Source organism: Lacisediminihabitans sp. (genome assembly GCF_043726815.1).
GTDB lineage: Bacteria > Actinomycetota > Actinomycetes > Actinomycetales > Microbacteriaceae > Lacisediminihabitans.
In genome coordinates, this window is sequence record NZ_JAYSJZ010000109.1 from 1 (window position 1) to 22,325 (window position 22,325).

23 protein-coding genes are annotated in these 22,325 nt (G+C 67.2%); 12 read left to right on the top strand and 11 right to left on the bottom strand.

The window, feature by feature from the left end; all coding sequences use genetic code 11:
• Positions 1–197 precede the first annotated feature (197 nt).
• A complete protein-coding gene (locus tag ACHZD8_RS16370; protein WP_394771496.1) occupies positions 198–836 on the bottom strand; it encodes a biotin transporter BioY in 639 nt (212 codons plus the stop codon).
• A gap of 121 nt (positions 837–957) precedes the next feature.
• Between ACHZD8_RS16370 and ACHZD8_RS16375 the strand changes: the two genes are divergently transcribed.
• The gene (locus ACHZD8_RS16375; protein WP_394771514.1) at positions 958–2,556 is read left to right on the top strand and encodes an ABC-F family ATP-binding cassette domain-containing protein; all 1,599 of its coding nucleotides are present in this window, start codon (positions 958–960) and stop codon (positions 2,554–2,556) included.
• A 27-nt stretch (positions 2,557–2,583) separates the two neighbouring features.
• On the opposite strand, the gene ACHZD8_RS16380 is transcribed toward ACHZD8_RS16375, so the two are convergent.
• From ACHZD8_RS16380 to ACHZD8_RS16390, 3 genes are read right to left on the bottom strand one after another with little or no spacing between them, the layout of a single operon-like run.
• Positions 2,584–3,429: an SURF1 family protein gene (locus ACHZD8_RS16380; protein WP_394771497.1), complete on the bottom strand. Its 846-nt coding sequence runs from the start codon at positions 3,427–3,429 to the stop codon at positions 2,584–2,586.
• Positions 3,426–3,677, bottom strand: a complete 252-nt coding sequence (locus ACHZD8_RS16385; RefSeq protein ID WP_394771515.1) for a hypothetical protein — start codon at positions 3,675–3,677, stop codon at positions 3,426–3,428. The genes ACHZD8_RS16380 and ACHZD8_RS16385 overlap by 4 nt, the downstream gene beginning before the upstream one ends.
• The gene (locus tag ACHZD8_RS16390; protein WP_331899983.1) at positions 3,677–3,946 is read right to left on the bottom strand and encodes a DUF3099 domain-containing protein; all 270 of its coding nucleotides are present in this window, start codon (positions 3,944–3,946) and stop codon (positions 3,677–3,679) included. Before ACHZD8_RS16390 ends, ACHZD8_RS16385 begins: the two co-directional genes overlap by 1 nt.
• Positions 3,947–4,046: 100 nt before the next feature.
• Here ACHZD8_RS16390 and fabG point away from each other — a divergent pair, with 100 nt between their 5' ends.
• Entirely contained in the window at positions 4,047–4,757 is a 711-nt protein-coding gene (gene fabG / locus ACHZD8_RS16395; RefSeq protein WP_394771498.1) for a 3-oxoacyl-ACP reductase FabG, read from the top strand.
• Positions 4,758–4,913: 156 nt separating this feature from the next.
• Here fabG and serB read toward each other — a convergent pair whose 3' ends face one another.
• A complete protein-coding gene (gene serB, locus ACHZD8_RS16400; protein WP_394771499.1) occupies positions 4,914–5,552 on the bottom strand; it encodes a phosphoserine phosphatase SerB in 639 nt (212 codons plus the stop codon).
• A gap of 68 nt (positions 5,553–5,620) precedes the next feature.
• Positions 5,621–6,859 (bottom strand): glucose-1-phosphate adenylyltransferase, encoded by a 1,239-nt coding sequence (locus ACHZD8_RS16405; RefSeq protein ID WP_394771500.1) that lies wholly within the window; start codon positions 6,857–6,859, stop codon positions 5,621–5,623.
• Between the two features lie 46 nt (positions 6,860–6,905).
• On the opposite strand from ACHZD8_RS16405, the gene glgA reads away from it, so the two are divergent.
• The 3 genes from glgA (at position 6,906) to ACHZD8_RS16420 (ending at position 9,302) form a co-directional block, all read left to right on the top strand.
• Entirely contained in the window at positions 6,906–8,090 is a 1,185-nt protein-coding gene (gene glgA / locus ACHZD8_RS16410) for a glycogen synthase (protein WP_394771501.1), read from the top strand.
• 50 nt (positions 8,091–8,140) lie between these two features.
• On the top strand, positions 8,141–8,923 hold the full coding sequence (locus tag ACHZD8_RS16415; protein ID WP_394771502.1) for an ABC transporter ATP-binding protein: 783 nt from the start codon (positions 8,141–8,143) through the stop codon (positions 8,921–8,923).
• Positions 8,924–9,050: 127 nt separating this feature from the next.
• Complete coding sequence (locus ACHZD8_RS16420; protein WP_147782250.1) at positions 9,051–9,302, top strand: type B 50S ribosomal protein L31; 252 nt, start codon at positions 9,051–9,053, stop codon at positions 9,300–9,302.
• Positions 9,303–9,720: 418 nt separating this feature from the next.
• Here the strand turns inward: ACHZD8_RS16420 and ACHZD8_RS16425 are convergent, their stop codons facing one another.
• Positions 9,721–10,410 carry a 3'-5' exonuclease gene (locus tag ACHZD8_RS16425; protein ID WP_394771503.1) on the bottom strand — a complete coding sequence of 230 codons (690 nt, stop codon included), beginning with the start codon at positions 10,408–10,410 and terminating at the stop codon, positions 9,721–9,723.
• 9 nt (positions 10,411–10,419) lie between these two features.
• Positions 10,420–12,144 (bottom strand): maltose alpha-D-glucosyltransferase, encoded by a 1,725-nt coding sequence (gene treS, locus ACHZD8_RS16430; protein ID WP_394771504.1) that lies wholly within the window; start codon positions 12,142–12,144, stop codon positions 10,420–10,422.
• Between the two features lie 105 nt (positions 12,145–12,249).
• Between treS and ACHZD8_RS16435 the strand changes: the two genes are divergently transcribed.
• Together ACHZD8_RS16435 and ACHZD8_RS16440 are read left to right on the top strand one after the other, a co-directional pair.
• Positions 12,250–13,179 (top strand): alpha/beta fold hydrolase, encoded by a 930-nt coding sequence (locus ACHZD8_RS16435; RefSeq protein WP_394771505.1) that lies wholly within the window; start codon positions 12,250–12,252, stop codon positions 13,177–13,179.
• Entirely contained in the window at positions 13,176–14,270 is a 1,095-nt protein-coding gene (locus ACHZD8_RS16440; RefSeq protein ID WP_394771506.1) for a glycosyltransferase family 4 protein, read from the top strand. The genes ACHZD8_RS16435 and ACHZD8_RS16440 overlap by 4 nt, the downstream gene beginning before the upstream one ends.
• On the opposite strand, the gene ACHZD8_RS16445 is transcribed toward ACHZD8_RS16440, so the two are convergent.
• The gene (locus ACHZD8_RS16445) at positions 14,257–14,901 is read right to left on the bottom strand and encodes a histidine phosphatase family protein (protein WP_394771507.1); all 645 of its coding nucleotides are present in this window, start codon (positions 14,899–14,901) and stop codon (positions 14,257–14,259) included. The two genes, ACHZD8_RS16440 and ACHZD8_RS16445, sit on opposite strands and share 14 nt — an antisense overlap.
• A 59-nt stretch (positions 14,902–14,960) precedes the next feature.
• Positions 14,961–15,812 (bottom strand): Sir2 family NAD-dependent protein deacetylase, encoded by an 852-nt coding sequence (locus ACHZD8_RS16450; RefSeq protein ID WP_394771508.1) that lies wholly within the window; start codon positions 15,810–15,812, stop codon positions 14,961–14,963.
• A 112-nt stretch (positions 15,813–15,924) separates the two neighbouring features.
• Between ACHZD8_RS16450 and ACHZD8_RS16455 the strand changes: the two genes are divergently transcribed.
• The 3 genes from ACHZD8_RS16455 to ACHZD8_RS16465 all read left to right on the top strand — a co-directional run bounded on the left by ACHZD8_RS16455 (position 15,925) and on the right by ACHZD8_RS16465 (position 19,236).
• Positions 15,925–16,731 carry a TrmH family RNA methyltransferase gene (locus ACHZD8_RS16455; RefSeq protein WP_394771509.1) on the top strand — a complete coding sequence of 269 codons (807 nt, stop codon included), beginning with the start codon at positions 15,925–15,927 and terminating at the stop codon, positions 16,729–16,731.
• Positions 16,732–16,738: 7 nt separating this feature from the next.
• Positions 16,739–17,980: a D-alanyl-D-alanine carboxypeptidase family protein gene (locus ACHZD8_RS16460; protein ID WP_394771510.1), complete on the top strand. Its 1,242-nt coding sequence runs from the start codon at positions 16,739–16,741 to the stop codon at positions 17,978–17,980.
• 155 nt (positions 17,981–18,135) lie between these two features.
• Positions 18,136–19,236, top strand: coding sequence for a fatty acid desaturase family protein (locus tag ACHZD8_RS16465; RefSeq protein WP_394771511.1), 1,101 nt, complete (start codon positions 18,136–18,138; stop codon positions 19,234–19,236).
• A 121-nt stretch (positions 19,237–19,357) separates the two neighbouring features.
• Here ACHZD8_RS16465 and ACHZD8_RS16470 read toward each other — a convergent pair whose 3' ends face one another.
• A complete protein-coding gene (locus ACHZD8_RS16470; protein ID WP_394771512.1) occupies positions 19,358–20,146 on the bottom strand; it encodes an SGNH/GDSL hydrolase family protein in 789 nt (262 codons plus the stop codon).
• A gap of 151 nt (positions 20,147–20,297) precedes the next feature.
• On the opposite strand from ACHZD8_RS16470, the gene ACHZD8_RS16475 reads away from it, so the two are divergent.
• Together ACHZD8_RS16475 and ACHZD8_RS16480 are read left to right on the top strand one after the other, a co-directional pair.
• Positions 20,298–20,564 carry a GlsB/YeaQ/YmgE family stress response membrane protein gene (locus ACHZD8_RS16475; RefSeq protein WP_147782452.1) on the top strand — a complete coding sequence of 89 codons (267 nt, stop codon included), beginning with the start codon at positions 20,298–20,300 and terminating at the stop codon, positions 20,562–20,564.
• Between the two features lie 141 nt (positions 20,565–20,705).
• Positions 20,706–22,325 (top strand): DEAD/DEAH box helicase (locus ACHZD8_RS16480; RefSeq protein ID WP_394771513.1); only part of this gene is annotated, 1,620 nt, incomplete at its 3' end.

Here is a 22,325-nt window from a genome sequence, read left to right on the forward strand (position 1 = left end):
AGTAGTCCCGTAAGCAGATCGAGCGCCCAAGCAGCTCGAGCGCTAAAGCAGATCGAGCGCCCAAGCAGCTCGAGCGCTAAAGCAGATCGAGCCCGTCGAGATTCCCCCAGAAAAATTACTTCGGGAGATCTCGACGGGCTCGATCTGCTTAAACGGGCTCGATCTGCTTAAGCTGGCTGATCAACCTAAGCCGAACGCTACTTCTTGTCGCGGTCTGCGCGGGTCACGAGTTTCCAGGTCAGGGGCAGCAGCGCCGCGGCGAGCACAGCCTTGATGAGGTCACCAAAGACGAACGGAACGACGCCCCCGGTGAAGGTCGCCTGCAACACGCTGGTGGTGCCGAAGTACTGGGTCATTGTTGCCGGCGGAAAGGTCGAGAGCACGGCGTACAGCCACGGGAGTCCGAAGGCGTACATCACTGCGGTTCCGGCAACAAAAGCAACGAATGTGCCGACGATCTTGCGGTCCCACTGGCGCTGGGCGAGCCATCCGACAAGTGCCGCTGCGAAGATAAAGCCGATGACAAACCCGCCGGAGGTATAACCCAGCAGGTTTCCGCTGTGACCGGCCGCGAACACTGGCAGGCCGACAATGCCGAGAACGGCGTAGAGCACCATCGAAAGAGCTCCGCGGATCGGGCCAAGCGCGGTACCGACCAGAAGCACCGCAAAAGTCTGGCCTGTGATGGGAACCGGCCAAATCGGAATGACCAATTGAGCTGCAACGGCGGTGAGAGCGGCACCGGCAGCGACCAGGACAGCGTCCGTTGCGATCGAACGGGAGAGGAGTTTGTCCGCCAGCGTGGGACGGCCGGCGGTCACGGACAGGGTAGACATGGGTTCTCCTCTGGGTGGCGATCTTCGGTTAACGGCGTCGAGCCGCTGACCCACGTTTTATACTAGAGTCTTCCCCCCTCCCTCCGTCGTCGAAAAGCGACATAAAAATTGGACTATGCCTGTGCTCGCCGTGCACGAACTCGAACTCCGTGTTGGCGCACGCATGCTGATGGAAGACGTCACTTTCCGGGTCGAGCGTGGGGACAAAATAGGCCTGGTTGGTCGCAACGGCGCCGGCAAAACGACGCTCACGAAAGTGCTGGCTGGCGAAGAGGCCTCGACCGGCGGAACCATCGACCGCATCGGCGAAATCGGCTATCTGCCCCAGGACCCCCGCTCGGGAAACCCGGAAGATCTCGCTCGGACCCGCATATTGGATGCCCGGGGGCTCGGCCAACTCGTCATCGGCATGGAAAAGAGCGCGCTCGAAATGGGCGATGCCGACGCAACAGTCTCAGCCAGAGCGATGAAGTTATACGGCGAATTGCAGGATCGTTTCATGGCGCTCGGTGGATACGCGGCCGAGGCGGAAGCGGCGTCGATCGCGAGCAATCTGAGCCTGCCAGACCGCATTCTCGACCAGCAGCTCTCCACCCTGTCAGGTGGCCAGCGCCGACGCATCGAGCTCGCCCGCATCCTGTTCTCCGGAGCAGACACCATGCTTCTCGACGAGCCCACTAACCACCTCGACGCAGACTCTGTTATCTGGCTTCGCGAGTTCCTCAAGAATTTCCAGGGTGGCCTGATCGTGATCAGCCACGATGTCGAACTGGTCGAAGAAACGGTAAACAGGGTCTTTTACCTTGATGCAAACCGTCAGGTCATCGACATCTACAACATGAATTGGAAGAACTACCAGCGCCAGCGCGCCGCCGACGAAGAGCGACGCAAAAAAGAGCGCGTCAATGTCGAGAAGAAGGCGGGCGTGTTGCAGATGCAGGCAGCCAGGTTCGGTGCGAAAGCGTCAAAGGCTGCCGCCGCACACCAGATGGTGCGCCGCGCCGAGAAGATGCTCTCCGGCCTCGACGAGGTGCGTGCAGTCGACCGGGTCGCGAAGCTGCGCTTCCCGGAGCCCGCGCCCTGCGGTCGCACGCCGCTCATGGCGTCCAACCTCTCCAAGAGCTACGGCTCGCTCGAGATCTTCACCGCGGTGGACCTCGCGATCGACCGCGGCTCGAAGGTCGTCATCCTCGGCTTCAACGGCGCGGGCAAGACCACGCTGCTGCGCATCCTGGCGAGCGTCGACAAGCCGGACACCGGCCAGCTCGAGCCCGGGCACGGCCTGCGCATCGGCTACTACGCGCAGGAGCACGAGACCATCGACGTGAAGCGCTCCGTGCTGCAGAACATGGTCTCGTCGTCGCCCAACATCACCGAGACCGAGGCGCGGCGCGTGCTCGGATCGTTCCTGTTCTCCGGTGACGACGCGAACAAGCTCGCCGGAGTGCTCTCGGGCGGAGAGAAGACCCGGCTCGCACTGGCCATGATCGTGGTCTCCGGTGCCAACGTGCTGCTGCTCGACGAGCCCACCAACAACCTCGACCCGGCGAGCCGCCTCGAGATCCTGGATGCCCTGGCCAACTACTCGGGTGCCGTGGTGCTGGTCAGCCACGACGAGGGCGCCGTGGAGGCGCTCAATCCCGAGCGCGTGCTCATCCTGCCGGACGGCACCGAGGACCTCTGGAACCGCGACTACGCCGACCTGGTGGCCCTGGCCTGAGAGCGGCGCCGATTCAGCGGCGCAAGCTCAGTGGCGGGAGCCCTCGAGGATCTCGTCTTCGATCTCGTCGTCTGTTTTGGGGCGCTCCGCCTTGCGGCGGGCGCGTTCGTCGGCGCGCTCGCGTTCCTCTGGGTCGTCGGCGTTGCGCATCCGGTATTCCTGGCGGATCGCGTAGCCGAGTCCGAGGAAGGCCATCACCCCGAACAGCACCCACTGGATGGCGTAGGAGATGTGCAGGCCCTCGTCGAGCACGGGCTTGGGCATGGCTGCCGGTCGCGTGGCCGCCGCCGGCGTCTCGGAGACCATGAGCCCGTACGCGCCCGTGTAGGTGGGGCGACCGACGAGCCTCGCCACGTCGGGCAGGTGGATGGTGGCGAGCTGCCCGTTGGCGCCCGATCGGCCGGCCAGCACCGGCTCGCTCGCCTGCAGGTGCACGACCACGGAGACCGTGCCGCTGCGCGGCTTCGGGATGCTGTCCGGGGCGTCCTGCTTGTTGCCCACCGGCAGATAGCCGCGATCGACGACGAACACGGTGCTGTCGTCGAGCAGCAGCGGGTTGAGCACCTCGAATCCCGGCTGTCCGTTCAGCGGGCGGTTGCGCACGAGCACCTGTTCGTCGAGCAGGTAGCGACCGCTCAGCCGCACCTGCACCCACTGCTGGCTGGCCCGGAATGAGGTGAGCGTCGGAAGCACCGCGGTCACTGCGCGGGGCGCGCTCGCGTAGTTTCGGTCCACCAGGTCATTGGCCGCCGCTGTCTCCTTCAGGCGGTTGACCTGCCAGTTGGAGAGACCGACGCACACGATGGCGAAGACGACAGCGAGCGCTAGGTAGCCGAACCAACGGCGACTGATCGCGAACCGCCAACCGTTCACGACACTGGGCTTTCGAGATCCGGCACACGCGCCAGGGACTCGCCGAGCGGCGTTACCGCCACGGGGAAGTCCCGGGCGGCTAGGTAGTCCCTCAGAAAGTCGCGATGGTCATCGCACGCCAGCCACACCTTCACCCGCTCGGGGCCGTGGATGCGCGGATTGCGCCAGTTGATGTTCCAGGTCGCGGCCCCCCGGCACTCCGCCCTCGAGCAGATCGGCTCGAGCTCTGCCTCGCCGAAGCCGATCATCATCGATCGTCGACCGGCAGTCGCTCGATCGAGCCCGGCCGGAGCACCACGGAGGAGGTCGCACCCTTCGCGTTCGCCAGGACGACCGCGATGTAGGGCAGCACGATGGCACCGATGGCCGGCAGAAGCAGCCACCAGCCGGGGGTGAAGAGGCACGCGATGATGCACACGGTGCGGATTCCCATGGCCACCGAGTATTGGACCATGCGGCTTCGCCGGTCGTCCTGGGGAGACCGGGGGAGCGAGGTTATCGACTGCTGCTTAGCCATGAGTAGGAGTCAAGCCTACGTCTAAGATTGTGGGAGTTTGCCGCGTGCCCCCGGATTGTTTTTCTGCCGTGCCGGGCGCACCGAATGGAAGAGAGTGACCATGACCACTTCACGAACCGTGCTCGTTACGGGAGGCAACCGGGGAATCGGTTTCGCCATCGCCGAGCAGTTCATCGCCCTCGGCCACCGCGTCGCCGTCACCGCGCGATCGGGTGAGGGCCCGGTGGGCAGCCTCACCGTTCGGGCGGATGTCACGGACGCGGCATCCGTCGACGCGGCGTTCACCGAGGTCGAGGCCGCCCTCGGTCCCGTGGAGATCCTGGTGGCGAACGCGGGCATCACCAAGGACACCCTGCTGCTGCGCATGACGGAGGACGACTTCACCTCGGTGGTGGACACCAACCTGTCCGGCGCGTTCCGGGTGGTCAAGCGCGCCTCCAAGGGGATGCTCAAGGCCCGGTTCGGTCGGATCATCCTCGTGTCGAGCGTCGTCGGCCTGCTCGGATCCGCCGGCCAGGTGAACTACTCGGCGTCGAAGAGCGGACTCGTCGGCCTCGCCCGCTCGGTGACCAGGGAGCTGGGCTCCCGCGGCATCACCGCGAACGTGATCGCGCCGGGGTTCATCGAGACCGACATGACGGCCGAACTGCCCGAGGCGCAGCAGGCCGAGTACAAGAAGTCGATCCCCGCCGGGCGTTTCGCCACCGCCGAGGAGGTCGCGAAGGTCGTGACCTGGCTCGCCGGCGACGATGCGGGCTACATCTCCGGCTCCGTCATCCCGGTCGACGGCGGCCTCGGCATGGGCCACTAGCCGCCCGCCCCTTCCCGTCCGCGCGTTCCTCCCCTTCCGAAATCCATGCATTCCTCGGCGACACGCCGCTGGCGGTGACCAACACGCCGGTGGTGCAGCACGATTGCATGGATTTCGGAAGAGAGGAACGGGCGGGCCAGTGGGTGGACGAAGGGCTCAGCCGCGCAGGCCGAGCAGCGGAAGCAGCTGGCTGAGGTCGCGCACGTCCATGAGCACGTCGGCGAGGTCCCGCACCGGTGCCTTCGCGTCGAAGCCCACCGAGAGACCGGTGACCGCCATCATCGGCAGGTCGTTGGCGCCGTCGCCCACGGCCACCGTGCGGGACAGCGGGATGCCGAAGTCGGCCGCCCATTCGCGCAGCGTCGACGCCTTCGCCTCCGCGTCGATGATCGGCCCGACGAGCCCGCCGGTGAGCACTCCATCGGCAACCTCGAGCCGGTTGGCTCGCCAGTAGTCGAGGCCGAGCGTCGCCGCCACCGGGTCGATGAGCTCGTGGAAACCGCCGGACACGACGGCCACCCGGCCGCCCGCCTCGTGCACGCCCGAGATCATCGCGGGCACGCCAGGGGTGACGGTGATGAGCCGGGAGACCTCGGGGATGACCGACTCCGGCAGCCCGGCGAGCGTCGCGACCCGGGTGCGCAGGCTCTGCTCGAAGTCGAGCTCGCCGTTCATGGCCCGCGACGTGATCTCGGCCACCGCCTCGCCGGAGCCCGCGGCATCCGCGAGAAGCTCGATCACCTCGTTCTCGATGAGGGTGGAGTCGACGTCGAGCACGACAAGGAATCGGGGCATAGCGATGGTGGCCATCCTGTGGGGGCGGGAGGTTCGAACGGCCGCCGCGGCGAGGCCAGTCGGCGGGACTAGGAGACCGTGACGCCCTTGCCGACGACGGTGATGCCGGAATCGGTGACGGTGAATCCGCGGGCCCGGTCGGCCTCTGCATCCACTCCAACGGTTGCGCCTGCTGTGACGACGACTTCCTTGTCCAGAATAGCCCGGCGGATGATCGAGTCCGGCCCGATGCGCACCCGGTCGAAGATGATCGAGTCCACGACCTGGGCCCCGGACTCGATGATCGCCCACGGACCGAGCACGCTGCGCTCGATGTGCGCCCCGGAGAGCAACGACCCGAGGGAGACGATCGAGTCGATCGTGGTGCCGAGGTTGCCGCGGGAATCACGCACGAACTTGGCCGGCGGCGAGTTGAGCTGCTGGCTGAAGATCGGCCACTCGCTGTTGTAAAGGTTGAAGATCGGCAGGGCCGAGATCAGGTCCTGGTGGGCGTCGAAGAATGACTCGATGGTTCCGACGTCGCGCCAGTAGTACCGGTCGCGGTCGGTCGCCCCCGGCACCTCGTTGCGGTTGAGGTCGTAGACGGCCGCGTCGCCCCGGGAGACGAAGTCCGGCACGATGTCGCCGCCCATGTCGTGGTTGGACGTGGCCAGCTCGCCGTCCCGCAGAACGGCGTCGATCAGGATGTCGGCGTCGAAGATGTAGTTGCCCATCGACGCGAGAACCTCGCCGGGGGAGTCGGCGAGGCCGACGGCGTTCTGCGGCTTCTCCAGGAACTGGGCGATGCGGGTGGGATCGTTCTTGTCGAGCTCGATCACGCCGAACTGGTCGGCGAGGGCGATCGGCTGGCGGATGGCCGCCACCGTGACGCCGGCCCCGGACTCGATGTGGGCGGCGATCATCTGGCTGAAGTCCATGCGGTAGACGTGGTCGGCACCCACGACGACCACGATGTCCGGCTTCTCGTCGCGCAGCAGGTTGAGGCTCTGCAGGATGGCGTCCGCCGAGCCCGCGAACCAGCGCTTGCCGAGTCGCTGCTGGGCCGGCACGGAGGCGACGTAGGAGTTGGTGAGGCCAGACAGGCGCCAGGTCTGCGAAACGTGGCGGTCGAGGCTGTGGGACTTGTACTGGGTGAGAACCACGATCTGGCGCATGCCCGAATTGATCAGGTTGGAGAGCGCGAAGTCGATCAGACGGTAGTTGCCACCGAACGGGACGGCCGGCTTGGCCCGATCCGCGGTGAGCGGCATCAGCCGCTTGCCTTCGCCGCCAGCCAGCACAATTCCGAAGATCTTCTTTGATGACATGGGACAACAGTAGAGGCACCTGTGGGCGTGTACTAGCGTTCAACACGTGAGAGTCGATTTGATTACCCGTGAATACCCGCCCGAGGTCTACGGGGGTGCCGGGGTCCATGTGACCGAGCTCGTGCGCGCCCTCCGCCTGGACCTGGACGTCATCGTGCGCTGCTTCGGCCTGCCGCGAGACGAACCGAACGTGCACGGGTATCTCGTGCCCGCCCAACTCGCCTCGGCGAACCCGTCGATCGCCACCCTCGGCGTCGATCTGGAGATCGCCCAGGACGTCGGTGGAGCGGACATCGTGCATTCCCACACCTGGTACGCCAACGCGGCCGGCCGAATCGCGCAGTTGCTGCACGGGGTGCCCCACGTCGTCACGGCGCACAGCCTCGAGCCCCTGCGGCCCTGGAAGGCCGAGCAGCTCGGCGGGGGATACCGCGTGTCGAGCTGGATCGAGCGGGACGCCTTCCTGGCCGCCGACGCCGTGATCGCGGTGAGCCACGGCATGAAGCGCGACATCCTGCGCTCCTATCCGACCCTCGACGAGCAGCGGGTCTCGGTCGTGCACAACGGCATCGACCTCGAGCGCTGGCACCCGGTCGAGGACGACGAACTGCTGCGCACCCTGGGGATCGACCCCGACCGCCCGTCGGTGGTGTTCGTGGGCAGGATCACCCGCCAGAAGGGCCTGCCGTACCTGTTGCGCGCGGCCGCCCAGCTGCCCAAGGAGGTGCAGCTCGTGCTCTGCGCCGGGGCACCGGATACCCCGGAGATCCTCGCCGAGGTGCGCGCCGGCGTCGCCGAGCTGCAGAAGGAGCGCACCGGAGTGGTCTGGATCGAGGAGCTGCTGAGCCAGCACGACCTCTCGGCCGTGCTCACCTCGGCCACCACCTTCGTCTGCCCGTCGGTGTACGAGCCCCTCGGCATCGTCAACCTCGAGGCCATGGCGTGCGGCGCACCCGTCGTCGGGACGGCGACCGGGGGCATCCCCGAGGTCGTCGACGACGGCGTCACCGGCCGACTCGTGCCCATCGACCAGGCCGACGACGGCACCGGTACGCCGCTCGATCCGCAGAAATTCGTGAACGATCTCGCGCGCATCCTCACCGAAGTCGTCTCGGATCCCGAGACGGCGAAGCGGATGGGCGCGGCCGGTCGCGAGTGGGCGGAACGGGACTTCGGCTGGCAGCAAATCTCCAAGCGCACGCAGGATGTCTATCGGTCGGTGCTCTCCTGATCGGCGCGCGGCGGCCAGTCGTCCCGCTCGCGCGAAGGTAGGGTTGGGGCATGGCCAGCGTTCTCCAGCTTTCCGACGTATCGATCGTTCGGGATGGCAACCCCATCCTCAAGTCCGTCGACTGGACGGTCAACGGTGACGAGCGTTGGGTGATCCTCGGCCCGAACGGCGCGGGCAAGACCACGTTGCTGCAGGTCGCGGCCGCGATGATCCACCCGAGTTCGGGCAAGGCGCGAATCCTCGACGACACCCTCGGTGCGGTCGACGTGTTCGAACTGCGTCCGCGCATCGGCTTCGCCTCCACGGCCATGGCTCGCCGCATCCCGCAGAACGAGACGGTGCTGGATGTCGTGCTCACCGCCGCCTACTCCGTCACCGGGCGCTGGAACGAGACCTATGAGGACATCGACACCCGTCGCGCCCAGAGGGTGCTCGCGGAGTGGCGCCTGGGAGACCTGGAGAACCGCAAGTTCGGCGATCTGAGCGACGGCGAGCAGAAGCGCGTGCAGATCGCCCGTTCGGTGATGACCGACCCGGAGCTGCTGCTGCTCGACGAACCGGCCGCGAGCCTCGACCTGGGCGCCCGCGAGGAGCTGCTGCAGCTGCTCGGCGGCTATGCGAGCGCACCGCAGGCCCCCGCGATCATCATGGTCACCCACCACGTGGAGGAGATCCCCGTGGGCTTCAACCGGGCGCTGCTGCTCTCCCACGGCGCGATCACGGCCGCCGGTCCCATCGGCGAGGTCATCACCTCGCAGAACCTCAGCGACACCTTCGGACTGCCGCTCGAGGTCGAGGAGATCAACGGCCGGTACACGGCCCGCGCCAGCTGAGACCCGAGAGGCGACCCGGTGACGCGGTCGCGCCCGAAAGGCGCTTGTTCTGGTAAAGTAGCTAGCTGGCCCACGCGCCGGAATTTTTCTCTGAGATATTTTCCCCGATCACAACCAAGGAATCACGATGAAGTCTGACATCCACCCCACGTACGCCCCGGTCGTCTTTCGCGACCTCGCGTCTGGCGCCACGTTCCTGACCCGTTCGACGGTCTCGAGCGACAAGACGATCGATTGGGAAGACGGCAACAGCTACCCGGTCATCGACGTCGAGATCTCGTCGGCTTCGCACCCGTTCTACACGGGCAAGCAGCGCATCCTCGACAGCGCCGGCCGCGTCGAGAAGTTCAACTCGCGCTACAAGGGTTTCGGCGCCTAAGACTCCCGCTCTACGGGGATGGCGATCGGCTTCGGCCGGTCGCCATCCCTCGTTAAGGCGCGCCGCGGCCCGAAGTCGAGCGGGGCGATCGTGTCGTGGGGCTCGCCGGGCATCCCTCGTCCGGCGCCCCGCGTCGCCCCCGTGTGGTGTCTCTGTCGCGTCTCCGTCGCGTCTCCGTCGCGGAGGGAGCTGTGCGCCCCTCCGGCGGGGAAACTCCGTCGCGGAGGGAGTTGTGCCTCCCGCCGCCACGCGATATCCCCGCCGCGACGGCACGTCGGCGGCGAGATCCCCCGCCACGAGGCGATTTCCCCCGCCGCGACGCGGTGGGACGGGACGGCACGGTGACGCACGATGTAACGACGGAACGACGCAACTCGGGCCGCGCGGGCCAAGGCCGCCGCTCAGCGCCGGTGCGGGCTCAGCGCTCGGGCCAGCCGCGCGCGGCCGTGTATGCGGGGTCCCTGGTGCGGCGCATGTAGTCCTCGAAGCTGGCGGCCTGATCGTCGCACCAGTTCGCCTGCTGCGCATGCAGCGCGGAGAGGTCGTCGCCGAGCTCGGTCGCGAACTTGCGTGCGATGGCCTGGGCGACCCGCCCGGCCGCCACGGCATCCGCCCCGGCGTCGTGCGCGTCGGTGAGGGAGACGCCGTAGTTGAGCGCCGCCGCCTCGAGCGTGCGCTTGCCCTTGCGGTAGCGATCGACCGCCTTGTCGATCACCAGCGGATCGATGATCGGCGCGGGCCCGATGAGCGGCGACACGCCGTAGCGCACGGCCTCCCGATTGAGCAGGGTGAGGTCGTACGGCGCGTTGTAGATCGTGACCGGCACGCCCCGCTCGAGCAGTGCGCGCAGCGCGGCGACGATCTCGGCCACCACCTCGGCGGCCGGCCTGCCCTCCGCCCGCGCTCGCTCCGTGGTAATCCCGTGCACGGCGCTCGCCTGCTCCGGGATCTCAACCCCCGGATCGGCGAGCCACTCGGTGAGCTCGATGCTCGCCCCCGTCGCGTCGATCACGCCGACGTGCGCCGAGACGATGCGACTCGTCTCCACGTCGATGCCCGTCGTTTCGAGGTCGAAGACCCCGAGATTTCCACTCCACCAATTGCTCACGATGTGAGACTACGACCGACCACCGGCATGCGTCGGCGTGCCGACGTGCAGCCAGTAGAAACTCTGCGTGCCGAGGGTGAGCGTGACCTCGCCGTTCTCGTCCAGGGCCGGGAACTCGCCGCCTCCGAAGAGGTCGTAGAGGGCCGATCCGCCGAAGTCGCTCGCTCGGATCGACACGGAGACGGGGTTGTGGGCGAAGCTGAAGACGCAGAGCACGGTCTCGGGGGAGTCCCCGAACTGCGTGCCCGATCCCTCGTAGGTGCGCACGAATGCGAGCACCGACTCGTGCGTGGTCTCGAGCACGGTGAGCGAGCCGAGCCCGAAGGTGGGATGCGCCTTGCGCACGTGGATCACGTTGCGCACCCAGTGCAGCAGCGACCGGGACTGGGCGAGCTGGGACTCCACATTCGTGAGCGCGTAGTTGTAGACGAGCGACTGCACGACCGGCAGGTAGAGCTTGCCGGGGTCGGCCGAGGAGAACCCGGCGTTGCGGTCGGGGGTCCACTGCATCGGCGTGCGGGAGCTGTCCCGGTCCGGCAGCCAGATGTTGTCGCCCATGCCGATCTCGTCGCCGTAGTACAGGAACGGGCTCCCCGGCAGGCTGAAGAGCAGCGCGTGGGCGAGCTCGAGCTCGGCGCGCGAATTGTCGAGCAGGGGGGCGAGGCGGCGGCGGATGCCGATGTTGGAACGCATCCGCGGGTCGTAGGCGTACCAGCCGTACATCGCCTGGCGGTACTCCTCGGACACCATCTCGAGAGTGAGCTCGTCGTGGTTGCGCAGGAAGACTCCCCAGCCGGCCCCCTCCGGAATGTCCAGGGTCTCCGAGAGGATGCGGGTGAGTTCCCCGGCGTTCTGCGAGCGGAGCGAGTAGAAGATGCGCGGCATGACGGGGAAGTCGAAGGCCATGTGGCACTCCGGCTCCTCCTCGGTGCCGAGGAAGGCCGCGACCTCGCGCGGCCACTGGTTGGCCTCCGCGATCATGATGCGGCCGGGGTAGTCCTCGTCGAGGATCGCGCGCACGCGCTTGATGAACTCGTGCGTCGGCGGCTCGCCCTCGCCGTTGCCCTCCTCCGACTCGAAGAGGTACGGGATGGCGTCCAGCCGGATTCCGTCCACCCCGAGATCGAGCCAGAAGCGGATGATGTCGATGACCGCCTCCTGCACCGCCGGGTTCTCGAAGTTGAGGTCCGGCTGGTGCGAGAAGAAGCGGTGGAAGAAGAACTGGCGGCGCACCGGGTCGAAGGCCCAGTTCGACTCCTCGGTGTCGACGAAGATGACGCGGATGTTGGGGTACGACTCGTCGGTGTCGCTCCAGACATAGAAGTCCCCGTACGGGCCCTCCGGGTCCTGGCGCGACTGCTGGAACCACTCGTGCTGATCCGACGTGTGGTTGAGCGGGAAGTCGATCACGATGCGCATGTTGCGCTCGTGCGCCTTCGTCACGAGATCCTTGAACTCGTCGAGGGTGCCGAACTCGGGAAGGATGCTCTTGAAGTCGGCAACGTCGTAACCGCCGTCGCGAAGCGGGGACTGGTAGATCGGCGGAAGCCACAGGGCATCGACGCCGAGCCACTGCAGGTAGTCGAGCTTGGAGAGCAGGCCCTGCAGGTCGCCCGAGCCGTCCCCGTTGCTGTCGACGAACGACCGCACCATGACTTCGTAGAACACCGATCGGCGGTACCACTGCGGATCCAGGGTGAGACCGGGCAGTTGGATGGGTGCGGTGAAGCTCACAGTGCTCCTTCCGAGAGCGAGATCTCGAGTGGCGAGGGGATTGATACGAGTTTAGGTGCCGTATGCAAGCGCTTGGGTACCCTCCCGTCCGTACACTAGACAGTGATGACCACTCACTCGCCCTACGCCGCGTTGCTCGATCAAATCCCCGTGGAGCGCCACGAAGTCAGCGTGCTCGGAAGCACCACGCGCTACTGGGAATACGGCGACCCCAACGCCGAGGTGACCATCGTGGTGGCCCACGGCTACCGGGGCGAGCACCACGGCCTGGAGCCGGTCATCGCGCAGCTCCCGCACATCCACTGGATCGGGCCGGACATGCCCGGTTTCGGCGAGTCGACGCCGCTCACCGAGGTTCCGCACAGCATCGCGGGCTTCGCCCAGTGGCTCACCGAGTTCATCGACGTGCTCGGCCTCACCGGCAAGGCGATCGCTCTCGGGCACTCCTTCGGCACCATCATCTCGGCCCAGGCCGTGGCCCTCGGGCTGAAGACCCCGGCCCTCATCCTCGTCAACCCGATCTCGACGTCCGGCCTTGAGGGGCCGAGCAAGCTGGCCACGATCGTCACGGTTGCCTTCTACCGCACCGCCGGCAAGCTCCCCAGCCGGGTCGGCGCCTTCTTGCTCCGCCGTTGGCTCGTCGTGCAGTTCATGAGCTCGACCCTCGCCAAGACGAAGGACAGGAACCTTCGCCGCTGGATCCACGCCGAGCACCACAACTACTTCAACCGCTTCGCCAGCCGTGACTTCGTGGTCGAGGCGTTCGAGGCGTCGGTGAGCAAGAACGTGAGCGACTTCGCGGCCGACATCACCATCCCGACCCTTCTGATCGCCGCGGAACTCGACGACATCACTCCCGTGCAGGCGCACTACGACGTGATCGAGACGATGCCGGACGCCAAGCTCGACCTGCTGCTCGGCGTCGGCCACCTCATCCACTACGAGGTCCCCGACCTTGCCGCGAAGGCGATCGAGGACTTCCTCGTGGACCGTGGATTCGCGCACCGGCCGATCGAGGAGCCCCGCACGACGTGAGAGTGATCTTCGACTGCCGCTACACGCGCCTCGTGCGCCATGATGGCATCAGCCGTTACACCGCCGGCCTGGTCGGCGCCTTCGCGAAGCTCCACCCCGTGACCATGCTCATCAGCGATGAGCGCCAGCTCGCCATGCTCCCCGACCTGCCCTGGGTCAAGGGACGGGCGGGCACCAGCGCGCTCGAGCCGTTCATCGGCATGCTTTCGATCAACAAGTGGAAGCCGGATGTCGTCTTCAGCCCCATGCAGACGATGGGCGCGACCGGGCGCAGGTACAAGCTCGTGCTCACGGTGCACGACATGGTGTTCTACCGCATCCGCCACATCCCGGCCGGCTACAGCTGGTACGTCCGGGCGATCTGGCGCAGCTTCTACCTCACCTACTGGCCCCAGCGCGCGGTGCTGCACCGGGCTGACGCGGTGGTCACCGGCTCATACAACTGCGAACGCGAGATGCGCGAGGCGCGGCTGACCAGCCGACCGCTCACCGTGATCCGCCCGGGGGTGGACGACTCGGGACTCCCTCCCCGCGAGTACCCGGCTTCGAAGACCCTCGTCTACATGGGCACCTTCCAGCCGAACAAGAACGTGGAGACCCTGGCCAGGGGCATGAACCACCTGCCGGGCTACACCCTTCGCTTGCTCAGCCGCATCGGTGACGAGGATCGCGAGCGGATCGCGGCCCTCGCCCCGACCGGCTCGATCGTGTTCGACAACGGCGTCACCGACGACGAGTACCGCCAGGCGCTGCTCGAGGCGACCGCGATGGTGACGGCGTGCCGCGACGAGGGGTTCGGCATCCCGCTGATCGAGGCCGAGGCGGTGGGCACCCCACTCGTGATCAGCGACATCCCACTCTTTCACGAGGTGGGCGGCGACGCGGCCGTGTTCTTCGGCGTGGACAGCCCAGAGTCGTTCGCGTCGGCCGTGCTCGGCATGGACAACCCAACCGACTGGCCGCTCTGGAGTGCGAGGGTGCGCCAGCAGGCCACCGAGTTCAGTTGGGACGAGTCGGCCAGGCGTCTGCTCGACCTGCTGACCGGGCTCGTTCCCGAGCCGTCGGAACAGCGCGAGCTCAGACGCCGCTGATCTCCCGGCGTTCGACCGCGTTCTGGTCGACGAAGTCCTCGGAGTCCTCGGCCACCGATTCCTCGTCGATCGGGTCGTCGAAGGCCACGAGTTCGAGACCGCCGTCCGTGTGCCGGAAGCTGTGCACCGAGCCGTTGGTGATCGGGATGCCGCGGTGGCGGTTCTCGTCCGGTGCGACGGCGTTGAGCACCGTGCGGATTACGCCGCCGTGGGTGGTGACCACGATGTTGCCGCCCGGGTGGTTCTCCGCGAGCGCGACGAGCGCCGGGATCACCCGGCCGGCGACCTGCTCGCGCGTCTCGCGTCCCGGCACCGGTGTGTCCCCGGGAAAGAGGCGGGACAGCTCGTGGTCGGCGAGGCCCTCCGCCGCCCCGTAGTGCCGTTCGACGATCGCGTCCATGGTCGTGACCGTGTCGAGGCCCACCTCCCGGGCGATGATGCGGCCAGTCTCGAGGGCGCGCGAGAGCGGGCTGGAGACGATCGCATCCCACCGGCGGCTCGCGAGGAGCCTGCCGGTGCGGGCGGCCTGGGCCCGCCCGGTGTCATTGAGCGGGATGTCGGTGCTGCCCTGGATGCGGCGGTCGAGATTCCAGTCGGTCTCGCCGTGGCGGACGAGGTAGAGGGAGGTCATTGCACGGCATCCTTCGCACGGTTGGAGCGCTCGCACCAGCGAGAGCGGCACCGCCGAGGTTACCGGCCGAGGCGCCCGGCCAGTTCGGTCAGGGTCTCCGAGGTGCCTGCATCGATCTTAACCGTTGCCCGGCTGTCGCCCTTGGTCACCCCACGGTTGATGATCACGACCGGAATGCGACGCTTGGCGGCCTGGTCGAGCAGCCGGATGCCTGAGTTGACCACGAGGGACGATCCGGCAATGAGCAGTGCGCCGGCCGATCGAACCAGGGCGCTCGCCTCGGTGAACTTCTCGGTGGGGATGAACTCGCCGAAGAAGACGATGTCCGGCTTGAGGATGCCGCCGCAGACCGTGCAGTCCGGCGTCACGAAATCGTCGATCCGGCCATACTCCACGTCGCCGTCCGGGCCGAGTTCGAAGGATTCCGGCTCGTCGAGGAGGGGATTCGCCCTCGTCATGCGCTCCGCCACGGCGGTGCGCGCGTAGGTCTGGCCACAGGTGAGGCAGCGCACGCGATCCATGGTTCCGTGCAGGTCGACCACGCGCTGTGACCCCGCCCGCAGGTGGAGCCCGTCCACGTTCTGGGTGATGATGCCGTTGACGACTCCCGCCGCCTCGAGCTCGGCCAGCGTGCGGTGGCTCGAGTTGGGACTCGCGCCGTCGAACCGGCGCCAGCCGAGGTGGCTGCCCACCCAGTACCGCTTGCGGTAGTCGGGGTCGGCGAGGAACTGCTGGAAGGTCATCGGGTTGCGCGGGGGAGCGCCGTCGCCTCGATAGTCGGGGATGCCGGAATCCGTACTCACTCCGGCGCCGGTGAGCACCGCCACCTCGCGTCCGCGCAATACCTCGGCGGCTTCATCCAACTCGTCGTCGGTCGCACGAGGCCATTCGCGTACTGTCGCCTGTGTCAAGTCACTCTTCTCCCGTGTGCCGTGCACTCCCCAGAGTAAACAACGCAGTTTTCGGATATGTTTCCGAATGCTGGCAGTGTCTGGCAGAAAAGTTACGCCGGCAGGAGAAGCCATGCACATAGTTCGAATCGACGACCTGCAGCACGAGGGACTCGCCGACTACTCCAAACTCACCGATGTCGTGCTTCGCCGGCTGAGCGAGCCGGCCGGCGGCCTGTACATCGCCGAGTCCAGCAAGGTGATCGCCCGGGCCATCGCCGCCGGACATCGGCCGCGCTCGGTGCTGCTGCAGGAGCAGTTCGTGGCCGAGATCGAAACCCTGCTCGAGGGCTTCGACGTGCCGGTGTACGTGGGCAGCTCGGAGCTGCTGCAGACCCTCACCGGCTTCAACCTGCACCGCGGCGCTCTCGCGGCAATGCACCGCCCGCCGCTCGAGTCGGTCGATCGGATCGTCGCCGGCGCGCGGCGGATCGTCGTGCTCGAGGACATCGTCGACCACACCAACGTCGGCGCGATCTTTCGCGCCGTCGCGGGGCTCGGCGCAGATGCGGTGCTCGTGACCCCGCGCTGCGCTGATCCGCTCTACCGTCGCAGCGTGCGGGTGAGCATGGGCACGGTGCTCCAGGTTCCGTGGACGAGGCTCCCCGAGTGGCCGGCCGGAGCCGAGGCCCTGAAGGCGGAGGGCTTTCACCTCGCCGCGTTGGCCCTCGCTGACGACGCGATCTCGCTGGACGACTTTGCCGCGCAGCATCACGACAAGATCGCCCTGGTCCTGGGCACCGAGGGGGATGGCCTGAGCCATGCGGCGCTGCGCAATGCAGACTCGGTGGTCACCATCCCCATGCTGCACGGCGTCGATTCGCTGAATGTCGCCGCCGCGAGCGCCGTTGCCCTCTGGGCGCTCCGAGTCAGGCGATAATGGGCAGGTGTCACTGACCCCTAGCCGCCGCAGACGCCGAGTCGGTGTCGTCTGGGGGAGTCTCGCGGCCGCAGTGGTGACGGCGGTGGCGCTCTATCTGCCGCTCACCCTCCTCGCTCCGATTTCCACGGTCGCGGCGACCGCGGTGGCCTACACGGACCCCGCCCCGGCCCCGGCGACCATCGCCTGGCCGGCTCACGGTGCGAGCGCGGTCGCCGCCGTCGGCTTCCCGGGAGTGCGAGCGACGAACGGGAGCACCGCGGCTCTTCCCATCGCGAGCATCAGCAAGATCATCACGAGCCTGGTGGTGCTCGAGGCCAAGCCCATCGCCCTCGACCAGCCAGGCCCGACCGTGACCTTCAGCTCCGCCGACGCGGCGCTCGTCAAGAAATATCAGTCGATGAACGGAATGACGGTGCCGATGGCCGCCGGCGGTTCCCTAAGCGAGCGCGACGTCATGAGCGTGGCCCTCGTCGCCTCGGCCAACAACTACGCCGAGGTGCTCGCCGACTGGGCATTCGGCTCACCGACGGCGTTCGCCTCGGCCGCGAAGGCGTGGCTGCTCGCGCACGGCTTCGGCCAGACGACGATCGTCGAGCCGACGGGCATGAGCCCCTCCAACGTGAGCACCGCCACCGACCTGGTGGCGATCGGCCAACTCGCCCTCGCCAATCCCGTCATCGCGAAGATCGTGTCCACCCCGACGTTCAGTCTGGCCGGGGTGGGAATCCTCAAGAACAGCAACACCCTGCTCGGGCACGACGGCGTGGAGGGCATCAAGACCGGCACTCTCGACCAGGCCGGTGCCTGCCTGCTCTTCGCGGCGCACTACTCCATCGGAGGCAAGACGATCACGGTCGTCGGAGCGGTGCTGGGGGCGGTGAACCACAAGGCCCTCAACACGGATGTCCGCGCCATGCTCGCCTCGGTGGAGGCGGGCTTCCACGAGGTGAAGCTCGCCTCCAAGGGCGAGACGTTCGCGAGCTACGCGACCCCGTGGAAACAGAAGGCGCGGGCGATCGCCACCAGGGCGGCGTCGATCGTGGTGTGGAGCAATCCGCGGGTCAGCTCGGTGATCTCGGCCCGCAACGTCTCGCTGCCGGCCAAGGGGGCGGCGGCCGGTCGCGTCACCTTCACGATCGGCGACCAGAAGATCACGGTGCCACTCGCCCTGGACCACGGCTTTCAGGACCCCGGGGTGTGGTGGCGGCTGACCAATCCCGGCACCCTGATGACCGCGTCGCGCTAGGGATCGAGTCGTGGGACACGTCGCGGGCCGAAACACGCAGTATGCCGCTTTGGGAATAAATGCATACGTCTCACAGCCTTTGCCGTTAAGGTAAAAACATCCACGGAGCAACCGCTCAACCATATGGCTGGGAAGTCGTTCCGAATCGAGGTTTAGTGTCTGACTCCGTATCCGCCGCACCCGTCGTCTCCTTCACGAAGACCCGGCCCGGCGGCAGCCGCAGCAATCCGACCACCGAGTACTCCGCCCTTCTTCGCACGGTACGTGACGCCGGTCTGCTGCGACGACGCACAGGCTTCTACGTCATGGTCTTCTCCCTGATCACCCTCGCCCTCGGCGGGGCGATCACTGGCTTCATTCTTCTCGGCGACACCTGGTACCAGCTGCTCATCGCGGCCGCTCTCGGCGTCATCCTCACCCAGTACGCGTTTCTCGCCCACGAGGCGGCGCATCGCCAGGTGTTCGAGTCCGGCAAGGCCAACGACATCGCCGGCCGCGCCCTCGCCAACCTCTTCGTCGGAATCAGCTACTCCTGGTGGATGACCAAGCACAGCCGCCACCACGCCAACCCCAACGTCATCGGCAAGGACCCGGATATCGAGCAGGACTTCGTGTCCTTCCTCGAGGAGGATGCCGCCAAGACCCGCGGCCTCTACGCCTGGGCCACGAAGCGTCAGGGCTACCTCTTCTTCCCGGCCCTGGCCTTCGAGGGACTCAACCTGCACATCCTCGGCTTCAAGACCGTGTTCGGCAAGGGCAAGGTCGACAAGCGCTGGCTGGAGATCAGCATGCTGGTCACGCGCATCAGCGCGTACCTCGCCGTGATCTTCCTCGCGCTGCCGCTCGGCATGGCCTTCGCCTTCGTCGGTGTGCAGCTCGCCGTATTCGGCATCTACATGGGTGCGTCCTTCGCCCCCAACCACAAGGGCATGCCCACCCTGCCGCACGACAGCAAGGTCGACTTCCTGCGTCGCCAGGTACTCACGAGCCGCAACATCTCCGGCCGGGGAACCACGACGTTCATGGGCGGACTCAACTACCAGATCGAGCACCACCTCTTTCCGAACATGCCGCGGCCGCACCTCGCCAAGGCGCGGGAGATCGCCAAGGAGTACTGCGACACCCACAACATCGCGTACACCGAGACCACGCTCACCCAGTCATACGGAATCGTGATCAAGTACCTGAACCGGGTGGGCCTAGCCGCCGGCGGCGACCCGTTCGACTGCCCGGCCGCCGCTCAGTTCGGTCGCTGACCAGGCAGAGCAACTTCCTCGACACGGTCGGGGGCTGGTGCGTCGACAGACGTGGCGGCCCCCGACCTTTTCGTTGCCCGACGGCCGCGGATTGCCCGTGGTGCGACCCTGCTGGGCGCTCCTAGAGCGCGGTGCGCGAGTGATACGGGCCGGCATCCGGGCGCTTGGCAGTGACCCCGTCACCGGAGGACTGGTGCCGGATGCGCCGCACCACCCACGGCACGAGATATTCGCGCGCCCAGCCCATGTCCTCGACCCTGGCCTGCCGCCATGGCCGCCTGGGCAGGGGATCCGGCGAATACGGCTTGAGGTCGTTCTTCACGTTGAGCGCCTCGAGCACCATCCTGGCGACCGTGTTGTGGCCGATGGGGGAGAAGTGGAGGCGGTCGGCGGCCCACATCCTCGGGTCCTGCAACTCGCGCAGAGCCCACATGTCTGCGACGACCAGGTCGTGGCGCACGGCGATCGCTCGCAGGTTCTCGTTGTAGATCGCCACCTTGCCTCTGGCGCGGTTGAGCACCGGGGTCATTCCGATGTCCGGCCCGTTGAAGAGCACGACGGTGGCGTCGGTGGACCTCAACTTCGTCACGGCCTTCTCCAGCTGCGCGGCGAGTCGGTCCGGGTCGCCATTGGGCCGGATGAGGTCGTTGCCGCCCGCGGAGATGGTGATGAGGTCGGGGCGCAGGGCGAGCGCAGGCTCCACCTGTTCGTCCACGATCTGCCGAAGCAAGCGCCCGCGAATGGCGAGGTTCGCGTAAGCGAAGTCGTCGGTCTGCTCGCTCAACACCTCTGCCACGCGATCCGCCCAACCGCGATTGCCCCCCGGGCTGCGTGGCTCAGGGTCTCCGATGCCCTCGGTGAACGAATCCCCGAGCGCAACATAGCGGGACCACGGGTGCTGCTGAGTCATGACTCAAGCGTGCCTCACATCTTCGCGCCGCGCCAACCGGTAGCAGTGCGGATTGGCATCGTCAACCCCCTTGTCCCCCGAACAGGGGAGTGGCAAAGTATGGATGCGTTCGAGATTCGTGACGTGCAAGTCGACTATTGGAGCTGGGACCATGGGTTTACTCGGATGGATAATTCTGGGGCTGTTGGCTGGCGCCATCGCCAAGGCCATACTGCCAGGCAGGCAGGGCGGGGGCTGGATCCTCACCCTTCTTCTCGGGGTCGTTGGTGCGCTTCTCGGTGGGTGGATCGGATCCGCCATCTTCGGCGTGGGAATCAATAGTTTCTTCTCACTGTCGACGTGGCTGCTGGCGATCCTCGGATCGATAGTGGTGCTGTTGATCTTCGGACTCATCACGCGCAACTCGCGCCGGGCATAACACGGCTGCCGCGCAACGCGGCCCGAATTCGTGGCCTCCTCGCCTCAGGGCGGGGAGGCCACGGTCGTATTCGGAGTCCCGGGCATCGACAGCCCCGTGCCTGGGCGTGGATGACGGTGGCTGCCGGTAGAGTCTTTTCAAGTGAGCACTCCACTGCCGTTCGGTCCCGTCGTGGGCAGGTCCGCAGCCGAGCACCTTTCCCCGTCGTTCCCCGAGCGGGCGGCCCGCGGAACCGCGGACAAGCTCCGCGCCTGGCAGGCGGAGGCCCTCGACGCCTACTTCGTCAAGGAACCCCGGGACTTCCTCGTGGCCGCGACCCCGGGCGCCGGCAAGACCACGTTTGCGCTCCGCCTCGTCACCGAGCTCCTCGCGCAGCGCAAGATCGACCGGGTGACCGTGGTCGCTCCCACCGAGCACCTCAAGCGCCAGTGGGCGGATGCCGCGCATCGCGTGGGCGTACGGCTCGACCCGGGATTCAAGAACGCGCACGGCTGGGCCGGCAAGCACTACCACGGCGTCGCGGTCACCTACGCGCAGGTCGCCATGCGACCAGCCCTCCACCGCAGCCTCACCGAGGGCGGCCGGTCGCTCGTGATCCTCGACGAGGTGCACCACGGCGGCGACGCCCTGAGCTGGGGCGACGCCATCCGCGAGGCCTTCGAACCCGCGACACGCCGACTCAACCTCACCGGCACCCCGTTCCGCTCGGACACCTCTCCGATCCCCTTCGTCACCTATTACCCAGACGAGCACGGCATCCGCACCTCGCACGCCGACTATGCCTACGGCTACGGCCGCGCCCTCGCCGACGGCGTGGTGCGACCGGTGATCTTCATGGCCTACGCGGGAAAGATGCGCTGGCGCACCCGCACGGGCGACGAGATGGAGGCGCGGCTCGGCGAGGGCGACACGAAGGACGTGACGGCCCAGGCCTGGCGGACGGCACTCGACCCGGAGGGCGAGTGGGTGCCCGCTGTGCTCAAGGCGGCCAATCGGCGGCTCACCGAGGTGCGGCACGGCGTGCCGGATGCCGGCGGCCTCGTCATCGCCACCGACCACTACGCGGCGCGCTCCTACGCCTCCATCCTCGAGTCGATCACCGGCCAGGCCCCCACCGTGGTGTTGTCCGACGAAAAGGCGGCAAGCGACAAGATCGGCGAGTTCGCCGCCGGTGATTCGCGCTGGATGGTCGCGGTGCGCATGGTGTCTGAGGGCGTGGACATTCCGCGCCTGGGCGTCGGCGTGTACGCGACCTCCGCATCCACCCCGCTCTTCTTCGCCCAGGCGATCGGGCGCTTCGTGCGAACCCGGCGTCGAGGCGAGACCGCATCCATCTTCCTGCCCAGCGTGCCGTCGCTCATGGCCCTCGCGGCGCAGCTCGAGCTCGAGCGGGACCACGCGCTCGACCGGGACCCGGGCGAGGGACTCGAGGAGATCCTGCTCGACGATGACGCGGCCGACGATGCCAACCGGGTCGAGTCCGCCTCCGGGGACGCCCTGCTGTTCGACTTCAAGCCGCTGGAATCCGAGGCGGCGTTCGACCGGGTGCTCTTCGACGGAGGCGAATTCGGGGTCGGAGCGGCGGTGGACAGCCTCGAGGAGCTCGACTTCATTGGCATCCCCGGCCTGCTCGAACCCGACCAGGTGAAGGAACTGCTCCGCCACCGCCAGGCCCGCCAGGCGAGGCGCATCACCGACAGGCAGAGGCAGCCCGGCGAGCCCTCCGTGGCCGAACCGGTGCCCCTCTACCGCAACCTCAAG